Source organism: Arthrobacter agilis, from assembly GCF_006494655.1.
In the GTDB taxonomy this organism is placed as follows: domain Bacteria; phylum Actinomycetota; class Actinomycetes; order Actinomycetales; family Micrococcaceae; genus Arthrobacter_D; species Arthrobacter_D agilis.
Genome location: NZ_VHIM01000009.1, coordinates 17,406 through 30,395 on the forward strand (window position 1 = coordinate 17,406; position 12,990 = coordinate 30,395).

Genomic DNA, 12,990 nt, shown 5'->3' on the forward strand with positions numbered 1-12,990 from the left:
CCCTTGAGCACCACCATCTCCACGACGACCACGCCGGCATGGCATGACGTCACCGCACCCGCTTCCGACCGCGTCGAAGCACTCCTGACCGAGCTCACGCTCGAGGAGAAGATCGCCCAGCTGTTCGGCGTCTGGGTCGGCGCGTCCAGTGAAGGCGGGGACGTTGCCCCGCATCAGAACGACATGGACGACGTCGTCGACCTCGACGCGCTCCTGCCGAACGGGCTCGGCCAGTTGACCCGGCCATTCGGCTCGGCTCCGGTCGACCCGGCGCTCGGAGCGCTGTCCCTCCTCCGCAGCCAGCGCCGGATCGCGGCATCCAACCGGTTCGGCATCCCGGCGGTCGCGCATGAAGAGTGCCTCGCAGGCTTCGCCACCTGGGGGGCGACCGCCTATCCGGTGCCCCTCGCCTGGGGGGCATCGTTCAATCCGGGACTCATCGAGCGGATGTCTCACCGCATCGGCTCCGACATGCGCTCGGTCGGCATCCACCAGGGCCTCGCCCCGGTGCTCGACGTGGTGCGGGATGCCCGCTGGGGTCGCGTCGAAGAGACCATCGGTGAGGACCCGTACCTCATCGGCACCGTCGGAACGGCATACGTCCGTGGCCTCGAAGCCGCTGGGATCGTCGCAACGCTCAAGCACTTCGTCGGATACTCGGCGTCGAAAGCCGGCCGTAACCTCGCGCCGATCTCGGTCGGTCCGCGTGAACTCGCTGACGTGCTGCTCGTCCCGTTCGAAATGGTCATGCGGGAAGGCAAGCCGCGTTCGGTCATGCACTCGTACACCGACCTCGACGGCGTCCCATCCGCGGCTGACGAGTCGCTGCTCACCGGCGTCCTGCGCGACACCTGGGGTTTCGACGGCACCGTCGTGGCCGACTACTTCGGGATCGCCTTCCTGAAGATGCTCCATGGTGTCGCGGGTTCGTGGGGCGAAGCCGCTGCTCTCGCCCTGACTGCGGGTGTGGACGTCGAACTTCCGACAGTGAAGACGTTCGGTGCGCCGCTGACCGAGGCGGTCCGGTCGGGTGTCCTGCCCGAGGCGATCGTCGATCGTGCCCTCCGGCGTGTCCTGCGCCAGAAAGTCGAACTCGGACTGCTCGATCCTGACTGGGATGCCACGCCCGAAGCGTTGCGGGACGTCGGCGTGGACAACGCAGAAGGGATCCGCGGCACGATCGACCTGGACAGTGCCGCCAATCGGGCGGTAGCCCGAGAGATTGCCGAGCAGTCCATCGTGCTGGTGAGCAACGACGGGACACTTCCGCTCGCCGCCCCGCGCCGGATTGCCGTCGTCGGCCCGACGACCGACGACCCTTTCGCCGTGCTCGGCTGCTACTCGTTCCCTGCGCATGTCGGCGTGCAGCATCCTGACACGCCCCTCGGTATCGAACTGCCTACCCTGCTGGACAGCCTGCGCATCGAGTTCCCGGAAGCCGACATCGACTACGTGCCCGGCACGACGATCGACGGAGGAGAAACCGCCGGTATCTCCGCAGCCGTGGATGCCGCAACCCGGGCGGACGTCGTCATCGTCGCCCTCGGCGACCGGGCCGGGCTCTTCGGCCGCGGCACGAGCGGTGAAGGGTGCGACGTCGAGTCGCTCCGCCTGCCCGGTGCCCAACAGGACCTTCTCGACGCCGTCCTCGCAACATCGACTCCTGCCGTGGTCACCCTGCTCGCCGGGCGGCCGTACGCGCTGGGATCCGCTGTCACGGGCGCCGCCGCGATCGTGCAGGCGTTCTTCGCAGGCGAAGAAGGAACCGCCGCCGTCGCCGGCATCCTCTCCGGCCGGGTCAATCCGAGCGGACGCCTGCCTGTCAGCATCCCGGCCTCGGAGGGAACGCAGCCGTCCACCTACCTGGCCGCTCCCCTGGCGCGCTCCAACGGCGTGTCGAGCATCGACCCGACCGCGGCTTTCGCGTTCGGGCACGGCATCGGGTACACGACCTTCGACTGGAGCGCCGGCCAGCACGGGCCGGGCACGATCGGAGTCGATGGCACCGCGACCCTCGGCCTCCGTCTCCGCAACACCGGGGACCGTCCCGGGACGGAAATCGTCCAGATCTACGTCCACGATCCGGTCGCCTCCGTGGTGCGCCCGGTGCAGCGTCTGGTCGGTTTTCAGCGCGTTGACCTGAAGCCGGGCGAATCCGTCGAGCTGTCGATCCACGTTCCTGCAGACGTCACCAGCTTCACCGACCGAACCGGCACACGGGTCGTGGAACCGGGAGAGATCGTCCTCGCTCTCGGGGCGTCGAGCACCGACCTACGGATCACGCACTCGGTACAGCTCTCCGGTGAAGCCCGCGTCGTGGGCTTCGACCGGGCATTCCACCCGATTTTCGACGAGATCGCACGGACCGCCCCATGAGTGTCGATCACCGCCGGGTGACCGCGCAGGTCACCGTGCTGGACTCCGCGGGTAACCCTGTGCGAGATGGGGATGTCACTGTCGAGCAGCAGCGTCATGACTTCGCCTTCGGCAACATCGGCTTCGACTTCATCCCGCTCGCCAATGAGGAGACCGCGCAGGATACCGGGGCGGATTCCGTTTTCGGTGGCGCAGAGCTCGCCTGCCTGCCGGAGCTCGAGACGTTGTGGCTCGAGCTCTTCAACACGGCGACCCTTCCGTTCTACTGGCGTGGATTCGAGCCGACCCGCGGCAAGCCCGACACCCGAAGACTTCACCGGACCGCCTGGTGGTTCGCTGAGCACGGCGTGACGGTGAAGGGGCATCCGCTGACCTGGCACACGCTCGCGCCCGAGTGGCTCACGGGCCTGCCCGTGGCGGAGATCGAGCGGCTGCAACGGGAGAGGATCCGACGCGAGGTGACCGACTTCTCAGGGGTCGTCGACACCTGGGACGCCATCAACGAAGTCGTCATCATGCCCGTGTTCACTGCAGAGGAGAACGGCATCACCCGCCTTGCGCAGAGCATCGGTCGCGTTCCCATGGTTCGGCTCGCCTTCGAGGAAGCTCGCGCGTCGAATCCTTCGGCGACGCTCATCCTGAACGACTTCGACCTGTCGAGCGACTACGAAGCTCTGATCGAGGGCGTGCTCGAGGCGGGGATCACCGTGGATGCGATCGGCCTGCAGACGCACATGCATCAGGGGTACTGGGGAGAAGAGACCATGCTCGCGACGGTCGACCGATTCGCCCGCTTCGGCCTGCCGCTCCACCTGACCGAGACGACGTTGCTGTCGGGCGATCTCATGCCGCCGGAGATCGTCGACCTCAACGACTATCAGATCCCCTCCTGGCCGTCGACGCCCGAGGGAGAGGCGAGGCAAGCCGACGAGATCGTCCGGCACTATCGCTCACTCGTGGGCCACCCGGCCGTGCAGGCCATCACGTACTGGGGGCTCACCGACGACGGAGCGTGGCTCGGTGCGCCGGGCGGGTTGGTTCGCACCGACGGCACGCCGAAACCTTCGTTCGACGCACTGCGGTCGCTGATCAAGGGCGAGTGGTGGCTGCCGCGGACAACGATGCGCACGGATCAGGACGGACGCCTGTCGATCACGGGGTTCCTCGGTGATTACGTGATCGAGCGCGACGGCCAGAGTGCACCGGTCTCGCTCTCGCGGGGGCGTGAGACGGCCACCGTCCGATTCCGCTGACCCTGGCGCGACCAGACCTCTCTCATCGTCCGGCGACGTATCGTTAGCGGCAACACGCTGGGTCCAATGAACCACCAGGAGAAACCATGCAGGGCTTGAAAGTACTCTTCATCGGCGGCAGCGGAACCATCAGCGCCCATTGCACCGCAGCGGCAGTCGACGCGGGCATGGACGTCTACCTGCTCAACCGCGGCATCAAGGATTCGCGTCCGGTACCCGAGGGTGTCACCACGTTCGTCGCGGACTCCCGGGACAAGCAAGCGGTCCTCGATGCTCTTGGTGATCACTCCTTCGACTGCGTCGTCAGTTGGGTCAACTTCACCCCGGAACACGTGCAGCAGGACATCGAGATCTTCGCCGGACGAACCGAACAGTATGTCTTTATCAGTTCAGCATCCGCGTACCAGACACCACCGACGCACCTGCCCGTCCTGGAATCGACTCCGCTGAAGAATCCCTTCTGGGAGTACTCGAGGAACAAGATCGCGTGCGAGGACCTCCTCACAGCGGCCTACCGCGAACAGGACTTTCCCGTCACGATCGTCCGGCCCTCGCACACCTACGACGAAACGCTGATCCCGTTCGACGGAGGATGGACCGTTGTCGAACGCATGCGCGCCGGGCGACCGGTCATCGTGCCCGGCGACGGAACATCACTATGGACGATCACCCATAGCCGTGACTTCGCCAAAGGGTTCACCGGATTGCTCGGCCATAGCCACGCCATCGGTGAAGCCGTGCACATCACCGGCCACGAGACACCGTCGTGGAACCAGATCTACCTTCACATTGCGGCGGCCGCAGGCGTCCCGAATCCTCACCTGGTCCACGTCGCCTCGGACTCCATCGCCGAAGCCGACCCTGAATGGGGCGCTGGACTCCTGGGGGACAAATCCCACACGATGATCTTCGACAACACGAAGATCCGCTCCCTCGTCCCCGGATTCACCGCCACCATCCCGTTCGATCAGGGCGCGCGGGAGATGATCGCCTGGCACGATGCGGACCCGACGCGCCGGGTTGTGGACCCCCACATCGACGCCCTGATGGACCGCCTCGCCGCAACCTACGCGCCCCGTTCTCTCTGACACCCCGGCCCCACTCCCCGCGGACCCGCTGGAACGCCCTGACATATCACTACCTCCCGCCTCGAAGGGTTGGGGCAGGTCAGACAGCGGCGCATCGCTGTGTACCCCCGTTGTGTGGCATCGCTGCATGATGACGGCGGCTGGGGTAACGCCCTGTCTCTAGTCCCCTGTTGGATGAAGAGCGGCGAGCAGGATGTTGTCGATCACCGAGACGAAGAAGTCTCGGTGTACGGGCTCGTGGCTGGTGTTCAGGCGGTGAGTACTCATCGCCGGAATGACTTCAGCCAGGACGGGGATGCTCGTGACGAAGTTCGCCGAGATCTCGCCCCTGTCGGTTGCGCGGTGCAAGAGGCGGCGGTAAACCTCGACGTATGGTTCCGTCACCTCCGTGCGAACGACTGCTGCAAGCCTCTCTGAGCTCCGAGTAGCCGAGGCGAGTCCCGCGAAGATCGCCAGCCGTCGGTTCGGGCTGCCGAGCCAGGGAGAATCAATCACCGCAAGCAGATCTTCTCGAAGACTTCCCAGGTCCGGTAGCAGGTCGACCTCAGGGGGTCGTCCGACTGAACGGACGGCGGCCAAGACGAGCTCTTCCTTCGTCGCCCATCTCCGATACAGCGTTGACTTGGCCCTGCCGGTAAGGAGTGACACCTCATCCAAGGTGACCTTCTCGTAGCCCCGCCCGGCAAGAAGATCCAGCGTGCTCGCCAGTATCAATCCATCGCTCGAGTGGTCATACGGACGGCCCGTCCGCTGACCTCGCGAGCCGGGCCGGCCAACCGAAGACATGCCGCCAGGATTGTTCACCAGCAAGAGAATACTCCGATTAGCGCGACTTACGCTACTCAGGAGTATCGTAAGTACGAGGAGAACGCGGCCATGCGGTCACCGATAAGGAGAAATAGTGGACATCAAAGACTCAGTCGTCGTCATCACCGGAGCATCGTCTGGAATTGGTGCCGCGACAGCACGAGCAGCAGCTCGGTCTGGAGCTCGTGTGGTTCTGGCTGCTCGACGTGAGGATCGCATCAAAAAGCTGGCCGCCGAACTCGGCAGGTCAATCGCCGTGCGTTGCGACGTCACCCGGCAGGAACACGTCGATTCGCTCGTGCAGACTGCGCTCGCCGAATTCGGCCGGATTGACATCCTTGTCAATAACGCCGGCCAGGGTCTGCAGGCGAGGACCGAGCAGATCACGCTGAATGACTTCCGCTCCGTGCTCGAACTGAATCTCATAGCGCCGCTGGCGATGATGCAAGCGGTACTGCCGACCATGCGTCGCCAGGAGGCGGGCAGCATCGTCAACATCAGTTCCGGGACGACGTTCGCAGACGTGCCGGGAACCGGCGGCTATGTCGCGTCCAAGATCGCACTCGAACGGCTGTCCGCGATCGCCCGCAACGAACTCGACGGCACAGGAATCACCGTCTCGACCATGATTCCGTTTGCGACCAGCACAGAGTTCCTTACTTCCATCCGGGCAGGTCGCGCTGACGCCGAAGCCATGACGGCCGGCGCAAACTTCGACACACCGGAGCAGGTTGCCGACGCGATCCTCCAGCTGATTGAGAGCGGTGAACCCCACAAGGATCTTGTACCAGCTGCCTACGGTGGAACACGTTGAACTGCCAGTAAACCTGAGCGAGGTAGCCAGAGACAAAGTGTGCCGACGCAGGACGACGACAGTCCGCAACAGGATTGAATTGCGAATATGTCGCGGTCGAACCTCCGAGCGGTGGTCATCCCTCGCTGGCCTTTCCTCACCCTGAAGCTGGCCTTGGATCAGGCGATGCGTGACGGCATAAGCGGTCGCACCGGCACGGCTGGATTGTCCGAGCTTGGGCAGGGTGTTGTCGAGCTGTCGGTGCGCTGTGTGGAAAACTCAGCGCCAGCAGTCCGTCGGGGTTCGGGCGACCATCACGCTCCGAGTGCTGCTCCCCGCTCGTCAACCTGAGGAATGCCCGTCAGGATGACTTCCGGGAGCTGTTGTCCATCCGGTCTGCGTCAGCAGGACCGGCGAGAGGTAGGACGAACGTGAAGACGAGCGAGGTGATCAGCGAGGCGGCCAGGCCCAGCAGCATGAGCAAGGCCCCACCAATATCAGCTCCGACATCCTGCGGTGTCGTTGTTGCCAGGTCCATGATGTTCGCCGCGAGGTGGGGAAGGACACTGATGGACAGGAGCACTGTCCCGGCCTTTGCCCGGTGTTGCTGGCAGTTCGTTCCTTTGCCGATGAGCGCGAAGGCGATCGGGGCGCTCACATACAAAAGTGCTGAGCCGATGTGTGAGGCCGTGTAGACGGCTTGCTGGCTGATAGCGGCGTGGAGGAACGAGCTGAACCAGCGGGAAGGGAGAAACACGCCGAAAGCAACCAAGGAGAGTGCTGTAAGCCCAGGGAGCGCTCGGAGGAAGGCTGTCATGAGCAACTATTGCATGAGCCGGATACCGCACCAGGAGCATGCGCTTCCGACTACCCGTGGAGATTACGATGGCTCAACGCCCTTCGGCGCTGGATCCAGTGTCAGCACCGCACTCCGTAGAAGGAAAGAACTGTGGAACTCAACGACCTACTGACAGCCCTGGATGCCGGCGACACCATCACGGGCGACTCCCCTCTGCATGAGGTGATGCACCAGGTCAGCCAGGAGGCGCTGCGCATTACAGGCGAACTCAACGGCGGCTATCAGGAACCGGCACGCGTCCGTCAACTGCTGTCCCAACTGATCGGTAAGCCCGTCGACGACTCCGTGACAGTGTTCCCGCCGTTTCATTCGGAGTTCGGCAAGAACATCACCCTGGGGCGAAGGATCTTCATCAATGCCGGGTGCAAGCTGCAGGATCAGGGTGGAGTATTCATCGGAGACGACTGCCTGATCGGGCACAACGTGGTGATGGCGACTCTCAATCACGACCTCGACCCCAGCCGCCGTGCCGATATGCACCCGGCCCCGATCGTCATCGGCCGGAACGTATGGGTCGGCTCCAACGCGACCATCCTCCCGAGCATCACCATCGGTGACAATGCTGTGGTTGCAGCCGCCGCCGTCGTCACGAAAGACATACCCGAGAATGCCGTGGTCGTGGGATCACCCGCGCGAGTCGTGCGCCTGGTCACCGACTGACCACAACTGGAGGTTGGACGAATGGAAAATGACAGCCGGACGGAACCACCTGTGGCAGCCGGAGAGCGGGAGACGCTGACCGGCTTCCTGGATTACTTCCGGGCAACGGTGGTGATGAAGGTCAGTGGCCTCAGCGATGCCGACGGAGCCAGGCGGCTCGTCCCCTCGCTGACGACAGTGTCAGGTCTGGTGCAACACCTGACTGATGTCGAGCAGTTCTGGTTCCGGGATCGGATCGACGGGCAGCAGGATGTGCCCACCCGATGGTCCGAGGAGGATCCCGACGGCGAGTTCCGGGTGAGCGAGGAACACAGCCTGGCGAAAATCATCGAGGACTACGAGTCCGCCTGTCGCCAGTCCCGCGACGTGCTCGAGCGGTATGGAGTGGAAGATCGCTGCCGTGGTGGCGACGGCGGAGAGAATGTGCGGTGGGTTCTGGTGCACATGATCGAGGAGACGGGCAGGCACTGCGGCCATCTGGATATTCTTCGTGAGCTGTTGGACGGATCTACCGGAGACTAGCCGGGGAACCTCGGGCTCTACCCGGAACGCCCGGTGCACCTCGGATTGATCACCTCAGTGGAGAGACGCTCGTCGTCCGGTCGGCGAGCTCGACGGTGTGACCCATCGGGTCCTTGATCGCGTAGCTCCAGTAGCCGACCCGGAAAGGCGCGGGCCTCCCGGCGACAATCCAGCGCCCAGAGGCATGAACTGAACTCACCACACGGGTAGTGTTGCGAGCACTTCATCGGTGGGTTCTCGAGTTGTAGCTGGCGGCCCGCGATAGCTCCTACGTCTCAGGAGGTCATTCAGTGACCGGTCGCAGCAGCACTACGTGGAGATCGACTGGCGCACCTCCGCGCTTCGCAGATCCGCGACGAACCGGAACTCTCATCGGACTGCTCGGCGCGTGGGTTTTCGTGTTCTCCTACACGCCGGGGATGGCCGACCCCTTGATCGTCGGCGCACGTACCCTGCTCGTGGCTGCCGTCGCCGGCACCCTGTGGTTCCTCTTCGCCTCTCCGCGTCATCTGGGCCCTTTCACTGCGCCTCGTGGTCGACAGGTCGGGATCTACCTTCTTTGTGTCGTCACGGAATTCGCGCTCATAGCCTTCGGCACCGGAAGACTCACCTCGACGGGCAATCTGGAGCTACAACCAGCGCTGATCGCCCTGGTGGTCGGTCTCCACTTCATACCGTTTGCCTGGGCCTTCAAGGAACGCATGTTTTACACGCTCGGCGGGATTCTTGCTGTTCTCGGTACCGTGGGCCTGCTGATCGGGACGCAGAGCAGTGCTCTAGGAGCAGCCGTTGCGTCAGGGCTTGTGATGTCCTTGATCCTGCTCGCCTACAGTCTTGGAATGTTCGCACCCCGCCTGAAGGACACAGCTCGTCCGTAACTGCTGCTTCATCGCACGTCTTCGATGGCGCCTTTCCTGCAGCTCGCGAGGGGCTCGGTCAGAGGCAGTTCCGTCCGGGATAGGAGAAAGCAAGGCACTGGAAATCACCGTTCGAGCCGAGATCAGGAACTGCTCGGCCCCCGGAATTAGGTGGGAGTAGGGGCGGACCCTATGTCCTTCCGGAGATCAGCGTCCACGGCAGTGATGAGTCCAAGCATCACGGCCGACCCCATCGCGGAGCCGACTGCGACAAGGATGGCACCCACCAGCCACAGGCCGGTGACATCCGCCGACGCAGCGGTGGTGATCCAGGCCAAGGTGAAACAGCTGGGCATCACGAGGAAGGCGACAATGAAACGCAGGAGTCGCTGAGCAAGCCAGAACACGAAGATGCTGCACACGAAGGCCCCGACGCCCTGCCAGATGGCGTACGGGCCGCCCATGCGGCCCGTCGCGCGGTCGTATTGATACTCGGTGTCCCAGGCGAACCAGCCGTACCACAGCGCGGCAGATAGGACGCCGATCAAAAGGACGAGGGCCACTTGCTGCCTCGCGGGTCGAGGATCACGGGTCAGGCGCATGCCTCACACTAAGCCGGACAACAGTCGGTGTCGTGCAGGCGCATGACCTACCCCTCGGCGAGGTCCTCGCACTAGACGGTGCGTAGCGCAGATTTCCCCCACTCGTGTGCGGCGTGACCTCGGTCTGACATGGCACGGTGCCGGGTCCCGAACACTCAGGTCTAGGGTCCGCTGATCAACGTGATGGCGATGACGAGCACTTGAATGAGGACAAATCCCCAGAGGGCGGAGGCGGCAGCCCACCAGGGGTGCCCACTTCTAAGGGCAAGGACCGCCCCAACCAGCCCGAGCACACAGGGGAGAGCGAACACCCAGATGGGGCGGAGATCCCCGGACCGCGTCCAATCCGGAAGGAACAGGACGGTGATCAATGCGAGGAGCATCACGGCCCATGTAGAAACCGGCTGTGCGATGCGCGGGGCACGGTGATAGCCCTGATGAGCGTCGGATGTTGCTTTCTGCACTTCATCTCCCGTCTCTTGGCCGGACCATGCACCGGAGACCGCGGGGGTTGATCACGGGTGGCCTACTGCACGACGGCGAATAGTTCGAGGAGTACCAGTGATTCGTCGGCGAGCGCAAGCGGGTCCGCGATCGGGCAGACCGGACATATGATCGAGCCATGCCGTCGATCCGGAATCTGGCGGTCGGCCTGCCCGTCCGCCGGCGACACGTGCTCGTCTCCGACGGGTATGACTTCGCGACCGATCAAGAGTTCCATCGAGCGATCGGTGGCGGCATAGAGTTCGGCGAGACTGCAGAGTCAGCCCTGCGACGAGTTCGCAGAAGAACTCGGAGTGACGCTCGCGTCGGTGCTGCTGCTCGGTGTTCTGGAGAACCTCTTCGAGTACGAGGGGAAGCCGGGTCACGAAATTGTGCATGTGTTTGCGGTGACATCGGGAGAGATCGACGCGATTCCACTCGACGCAGAGTTGACGGTGCTCGACGAAGGCAGCACCGTCCACTGGACTCCCATCGAACGGATGAGCCGTCCGCTCTACCCCATCGGAACGTTGCACATGCTGCAGGCAACTGTCCCCGACGAATCCTGACTCTGCCCCTACCGACGGACCTGCTGCCGTCGTCGCGCCGTGTCCAGAAGCGTCCGGCACTCCACTTTCGATCGCACCTACTGCCGGATTGTGTCGGCTCGGCGCTTGCTACAGGCAGGACGTCGTCGAGAGCACGAGGACCGTGGTCGTATCCACGGTGTACCGCTTGGTGTCAACGGAATAGGTCACGCGAAGAGCTCGCGCTGTCCCGGCGTCGGGAGTCACGGTGTCGAGGGCAACGACGATATTCGCCCGGGCTCCGGCCGGTAACTGGTATGCACCTGGTTGTTGCGCCGCCGCCCACCGCGCGTTCTCCTGAGGGTCGTCGGATTCGGTTGTACCGGACCCGATGGCGACGTCATCCTCCCCGTCGAGGGGGAAGATGAAGCGGCCGCGCACCCCTTCCAACGGGTAGGGAGCGCGGCTGAAGCAACAGTACGTCTAGGGACGAACAGAACGATTACGTTCGCGGAGACCGACCCGTCAGCGGAGGTCTAGTTGCCTCTCGGTGCGTACAGGCTGTCACTCGTGAACCGGTTGATCACCCAGCGCCTCAGGGCGAAGGCGACGGGCACGAAGGCAACGCAAACGAGAACCCCCAGCAACATGGCCGGGCCGCCGACGTTTGCCACAGAGCCGGCGTGGACGAACACACCCGCGAAGATCAGCACAAGGAAGATGAGGGATGCGGTCATGATGTTGGCCCATCCTGCCGGGCGAGAAGGTACTCCTCTCGCTGCGAGCGCGCCCGATACCACCTGCCAGGCCGCGAAGAGGGCCACCAGGAGACCGACCAGTGCAACCATCACCGCCGTGACATAGAGGGGTTCCAGATACGCGACGTCGGGGTAGACGCTCGCATAGCTTGCCCCGACTCGTGGGACCACCACGAGCTGAATCACCAGGGCCGCAAAGGCAAACAACCCGAGGAAGAAGCGGAGGGGTAATGCTTCCTTCTTGGTCACAGGGCAGTCATCGTCCTTCGGTCCAGCGGGCACGTGCGGCTCGAACCTACAGTCCGGAAAGTTGTGTGACCAGGGAATGAGTACCGTCAGCACGAATCGCGCCTCAATTGAAACGTACTGCGGACGCCCGGCCGCACGGTCCGGCCGTCCGGAGGATGGAAGGTTCCACTGAGTGATCGTCGTAGGCGCCCTGCCCGAGGTCACACAGAACAGATGTCATTCACTCAGCCTCTTCTCGACGCTCGCATCTGTCTCGGTGGCCGCTAGATGTTGGCCACGCTGTTACCGAATCGGGTCGCGTAGCACCACCTGCGACATGGTGGGAAAGCGCAAGGGGTTCAACCGGTCGTCCTGGGACCTGCTCCTGCATACTGAGGCGGTATGGGGAGAAAATGGATCGTCGCCGTCCTGTTGGGAATGCCGCTGGTGTTCGGCGCCGGAATGATCTATTTCTTATGCACCCTCAGCTCACCCTCACACTCGAGGACGTGATGGACGCCGAGTACACCGGAAAAGACATCACCACCGACGTCGTCGAAATCACCGACACGGCTTGTGGCAGCGACATCACATGCGTCGAGGCCTACAGCACAGGTGAGGCCGATTACTACCGCTTCCGCACTCATGCAGCCGCCACCGAGCACGAGTCGACCCTCGACGACGGCTTCCGCGTGAATTACTTCGTCATGGACTTCGCCGGGAAGGACTCCTCGGTGAACGACCAACTGTTTGCAATGCAGGTACTGGCCGGCATGTGGAACGACTACGAAGGAGACTTCCCTGCGCGATGAAGACCTCACCGAGGGTGAATGCCGCGTAATCCAGGTCGGCGGGCAATCGCGCGCCGAGATCGTCAAGGCACTGGCCGATGCGGGCGTACAGCTGAACGTCCACGCCCAGACACTGCTCGCTCATCCTGCATTCGATGATCCCGTGGTCCGGACCCTCAGGATCGTAGAGCGGTCCGTATCCCAGCTCGGGTTGAAGGACGGTGCGGTCCAGTCGCGGGTCTTCGCCGCGGCAAGGGATCAGGGCCTCGAACTCTGTCCGCTGGTGACCGGCCCCTACCTTCGACTGACGATGAAGGACCAGGCGAACGCCCCGGACTCGCTCCTGTCCGCAGGCCGCGGCCTGCGCGGAGCGCTGCACGTGGCCT

Annotated in this window: 15 protein-coding genes; 9 read left to right on the top strand and 6 right to left on the bottom strand. The window is 63.8% G+C overall.

Annotated elements, in window-relative coordinates:
- Positions 1 to 3: 3 nt before the first annotated feature.
- From FJV46_RS13430 to FJV46_RS13440, 3 genes are all read left to right on the top strand, one after another.
- Positions 4 to 2,376, top strand: a complete 2,373-nt coding sequence (locus FJV46_RS13430) for a beta-xylosidase/alpha-l-arabinosidase (protein ID WP_104150497.1) — start codon at positions 4 to 6, stop codon at positions 2,374 to 2,376.
- Positions 2,373 to 3,629: an endo-1,4-beta-xylanase gene (locus FJV46_RS13435; protein WP_087026434.1), complete on the top strand. Its 1,257-nt coding sequence runs from the start codon at positions 2,373 to 2,375 to the stop codon at positions 3,627 to 3,629. Before FJV46_RS13430 ends, FJV46_RS13435 begins: the two co-directional genes overlap by 4 nt.
- Before the next feature lie 86 nt (positions 3,630 to 3,715).
- Positions 3,716 to 4,717, top strand: a complete 1,002-nt coding sequence (locus tag FJV46_RS13440; protein ID WP_087026437.1) for an SDR family oxidoreductase — start codon at positions 3,716 to 3,718, stop codon at positions 4,715 to 4,717.
- Positions 4,718 to 4,876: 159 nt separating this feature from the next.
- Here the strand turns inward: FJV46_RS13440 and FJV46_RS13445 are convergent, their stop codons facing one another.
- Entirely contained in the window at positions 4,877 to 5,431 is a 555-nt protein-coding gene (locus tag FJV46_RS13445; RefSeq protein ID WP_158250110.1) for a TetR/AcrR family transcriptional regulator, read from the bottom strand.
- Positions 5,432 to 5,618: 187 nt separating this feature from the next.
- On the opposite strand from FJV46_RS13445, the gene FJV46_RS13450 reads away from it, so the two are divergent.
- Entirely contained in the window at positions 5,619 to 6,338 is a 720-nt protein-coding gene (locus FJV46_RS13450; RefSeq protein WP_087026443.1) for an SDR family NAD(P)-dependent oxidoreductase, read from the top strand.
- Between the two features lie 340 nt (positions 6,339 to 6,678).
- Here the strand turns inward: FJV46_RS13450 and FJV46_RS13455 are convergent, their stop codons facing one another.
- Positions 6,679 to 7,134 (bottom strand): hypothetical protein, encoded by a 456-nt coding sequence (locus FJV46_RS13455; RefSeq protein WP_087026446.1) that lies wholly within the window; start codon positions 7,132 to 7,134, stop codon positions 6,679 to 6,681.
- A 132-nt stretch (positions 7,135 to 7,266) separates the two neighbouring features.
- Between FJV46_RS13455 and FJV46_RS13460 the strand changes: the two genes are divergently transcribed.
- From FJV46_RS13460 to FJV46_RS13470, 3 genes are all read left to right on the top strand, one after another.
- A complete protein-coding gene (locus FJV46_RS13460; RefSeq protein WP_087026448.1) occupies positions 7,267 to 7,836 on the top strand; it encodes a DapH/DapD/GlmU-related protein in 570 nt (189 codons plus the stop codon).
- Positions 7,837 to 7,857: 21 nt separating this feature from the next.
- On the top strand, positions 7,858 to 8,358 hold the full coding sequence (locus FJV46_RS13465; protein ID WP_087026450.1) for a DinB family protein: 501 nt from the start codon (positions 7,858 to 7,860) through the stop codon (positions 8,356 to 8,358).
- 398 nt (positions 8,359 to 8,756) lie between these two features.
- Positions 8,757 to 9,236, top strand: a complete 480-nt coding sequence (locus FJV46_RS13470; RefSeq protein ID WP_087026452.1) for a DUF7010 family protein — start codon at positions 8,757 to 8,759, stop codon at positions 9,234 to 9,236.
- 146 nt (positions 9,237 to 9,382) lie between these two features.
- Here FJV46_RS13470 and FJV46_RS13475 read toward each other — a convergent pair whose 3' ends face one another.
- Entirely contained in the window at positions 9,383 to 9,778 is a 396-nt protein-coding gene (locus FJV46_RS13475) for a hypothetical protein (RefSeq protein WP_087026455.1), read from the bottom strand.
- Positions 9,779 to 10,343: 565 nt separating this feature from the next.
- Positions 10,344 to 10,538 (bottom strand): hypothetical protein, encoded by a 195-nt coding sequence (locus tag FJV46_RS13480; RefSeq protein WP_104150498.1) that lies wholly within the window; start codon positions 10,536 to 10,538, stop codon positions 10,344 to 10,346.
- A 76-nt stretch (positions 10,539 to 10,614) separates the two neighbouring features.
- Here FJV46_RS13480 and FJV46_RS13485 point away from each other — a divergent pair, with 76 nt between their 5' ends.
- Entirely contained in the window at positions 10,615 to 10,869 is a 255-nt protein-coding gene (locus FJV46_RS13485; RefSeq protein ID WP_087026463.1) for an NUDIX hydrolase, read from the top strand.
- 108 nt (positions 10,870 to 10,977) lie between these two features.
- Here the strand turns inward: FJV46_RS13485 and FJV46_RS13490 are convergent, their stop codons facing one another.
- Entirely contained in the window at positions 10,978 to 11,268 is a 291-nt protein-coding gene (locus FJV46_RS13490; protein ID WP_087026467.1) for a hypothetical protein, read from the bottom strand.
- A 95-nt stretch (positions 11,269 to 11,363) separates the two neighbouring features.
- A complete protein-coding gene (locus FJV46_RS15420; RefSeq protein WP_087026470.1) occupies positions 11,364 to 11,834 on the bottom strand; it encodes a hypothetical protein in 471 nt (156 codons plus the stop codon).
- A 455-nt stretch (positions 11,835 to 12,289) separates the two neighbouring features.
- On the opposite strand from FJV46_RS15420, the gene FJV46_RS13500 reads away from it, so the two are divergent.
- Positions 12,290 to 12,625, top strand: coding sequence for a hypothetical protein (locus FJV46_RS13500; RefSeq protein ID WP_087026473.1), 336 nt, complete (start codon positions 12,290 to 12,292; stop codon positions 12,623 to 12,625).
- Positions 12,626 to 12,990 lie beyond the last annotated feature (365 nt).

Bases quoted from the DNA above. Each gene is read 5' to 3' on its own strand.
- FJV46_RS13435 (WP_087026434.1), top strand. From the start codon at position 2,373: ATGAGTGTCGATCACCGCCGGGTGACCGCGCAGGTCACCGTGCTGGAC.
- FJV46_RS13440 (WP_087026437.1), top strand. From the start codon at position 3,716: ATGCAGGGCTTGAAAGTACTCTTCATCGGCGGCAGCGGAACCATCAGC.
- FJV46_RS13455 (WP_087026446.1), bottom strand. From the start codon at position 7,134: ATGACAGCCTTCCTCCGAGCGCTCCCTGGGCTTACAGCACTCTCCTTG.
- FJV46_RS13465 (WP_087026450.1), top strand. From the start codon at position 7,858: ATGGAAAATGACAGCCGGACGGAACCACCTGTGGCAGCCGGAGAGCGG.
- FJV46_RS13480 (WP_104150498.1), bottom strand. From the start codon at position 10,538: ATGGAACTCTTGATCGGTCGCGAAGTCATACCCGTCGGAGACGAGCAC.
- FJV46_RS13500 (WP_087026473.1), top strand. From the start codon at position 12,290: ATGCACCCTCAGCTCACCCTCACACTCGAGGACGTGATGGACGCCGAG.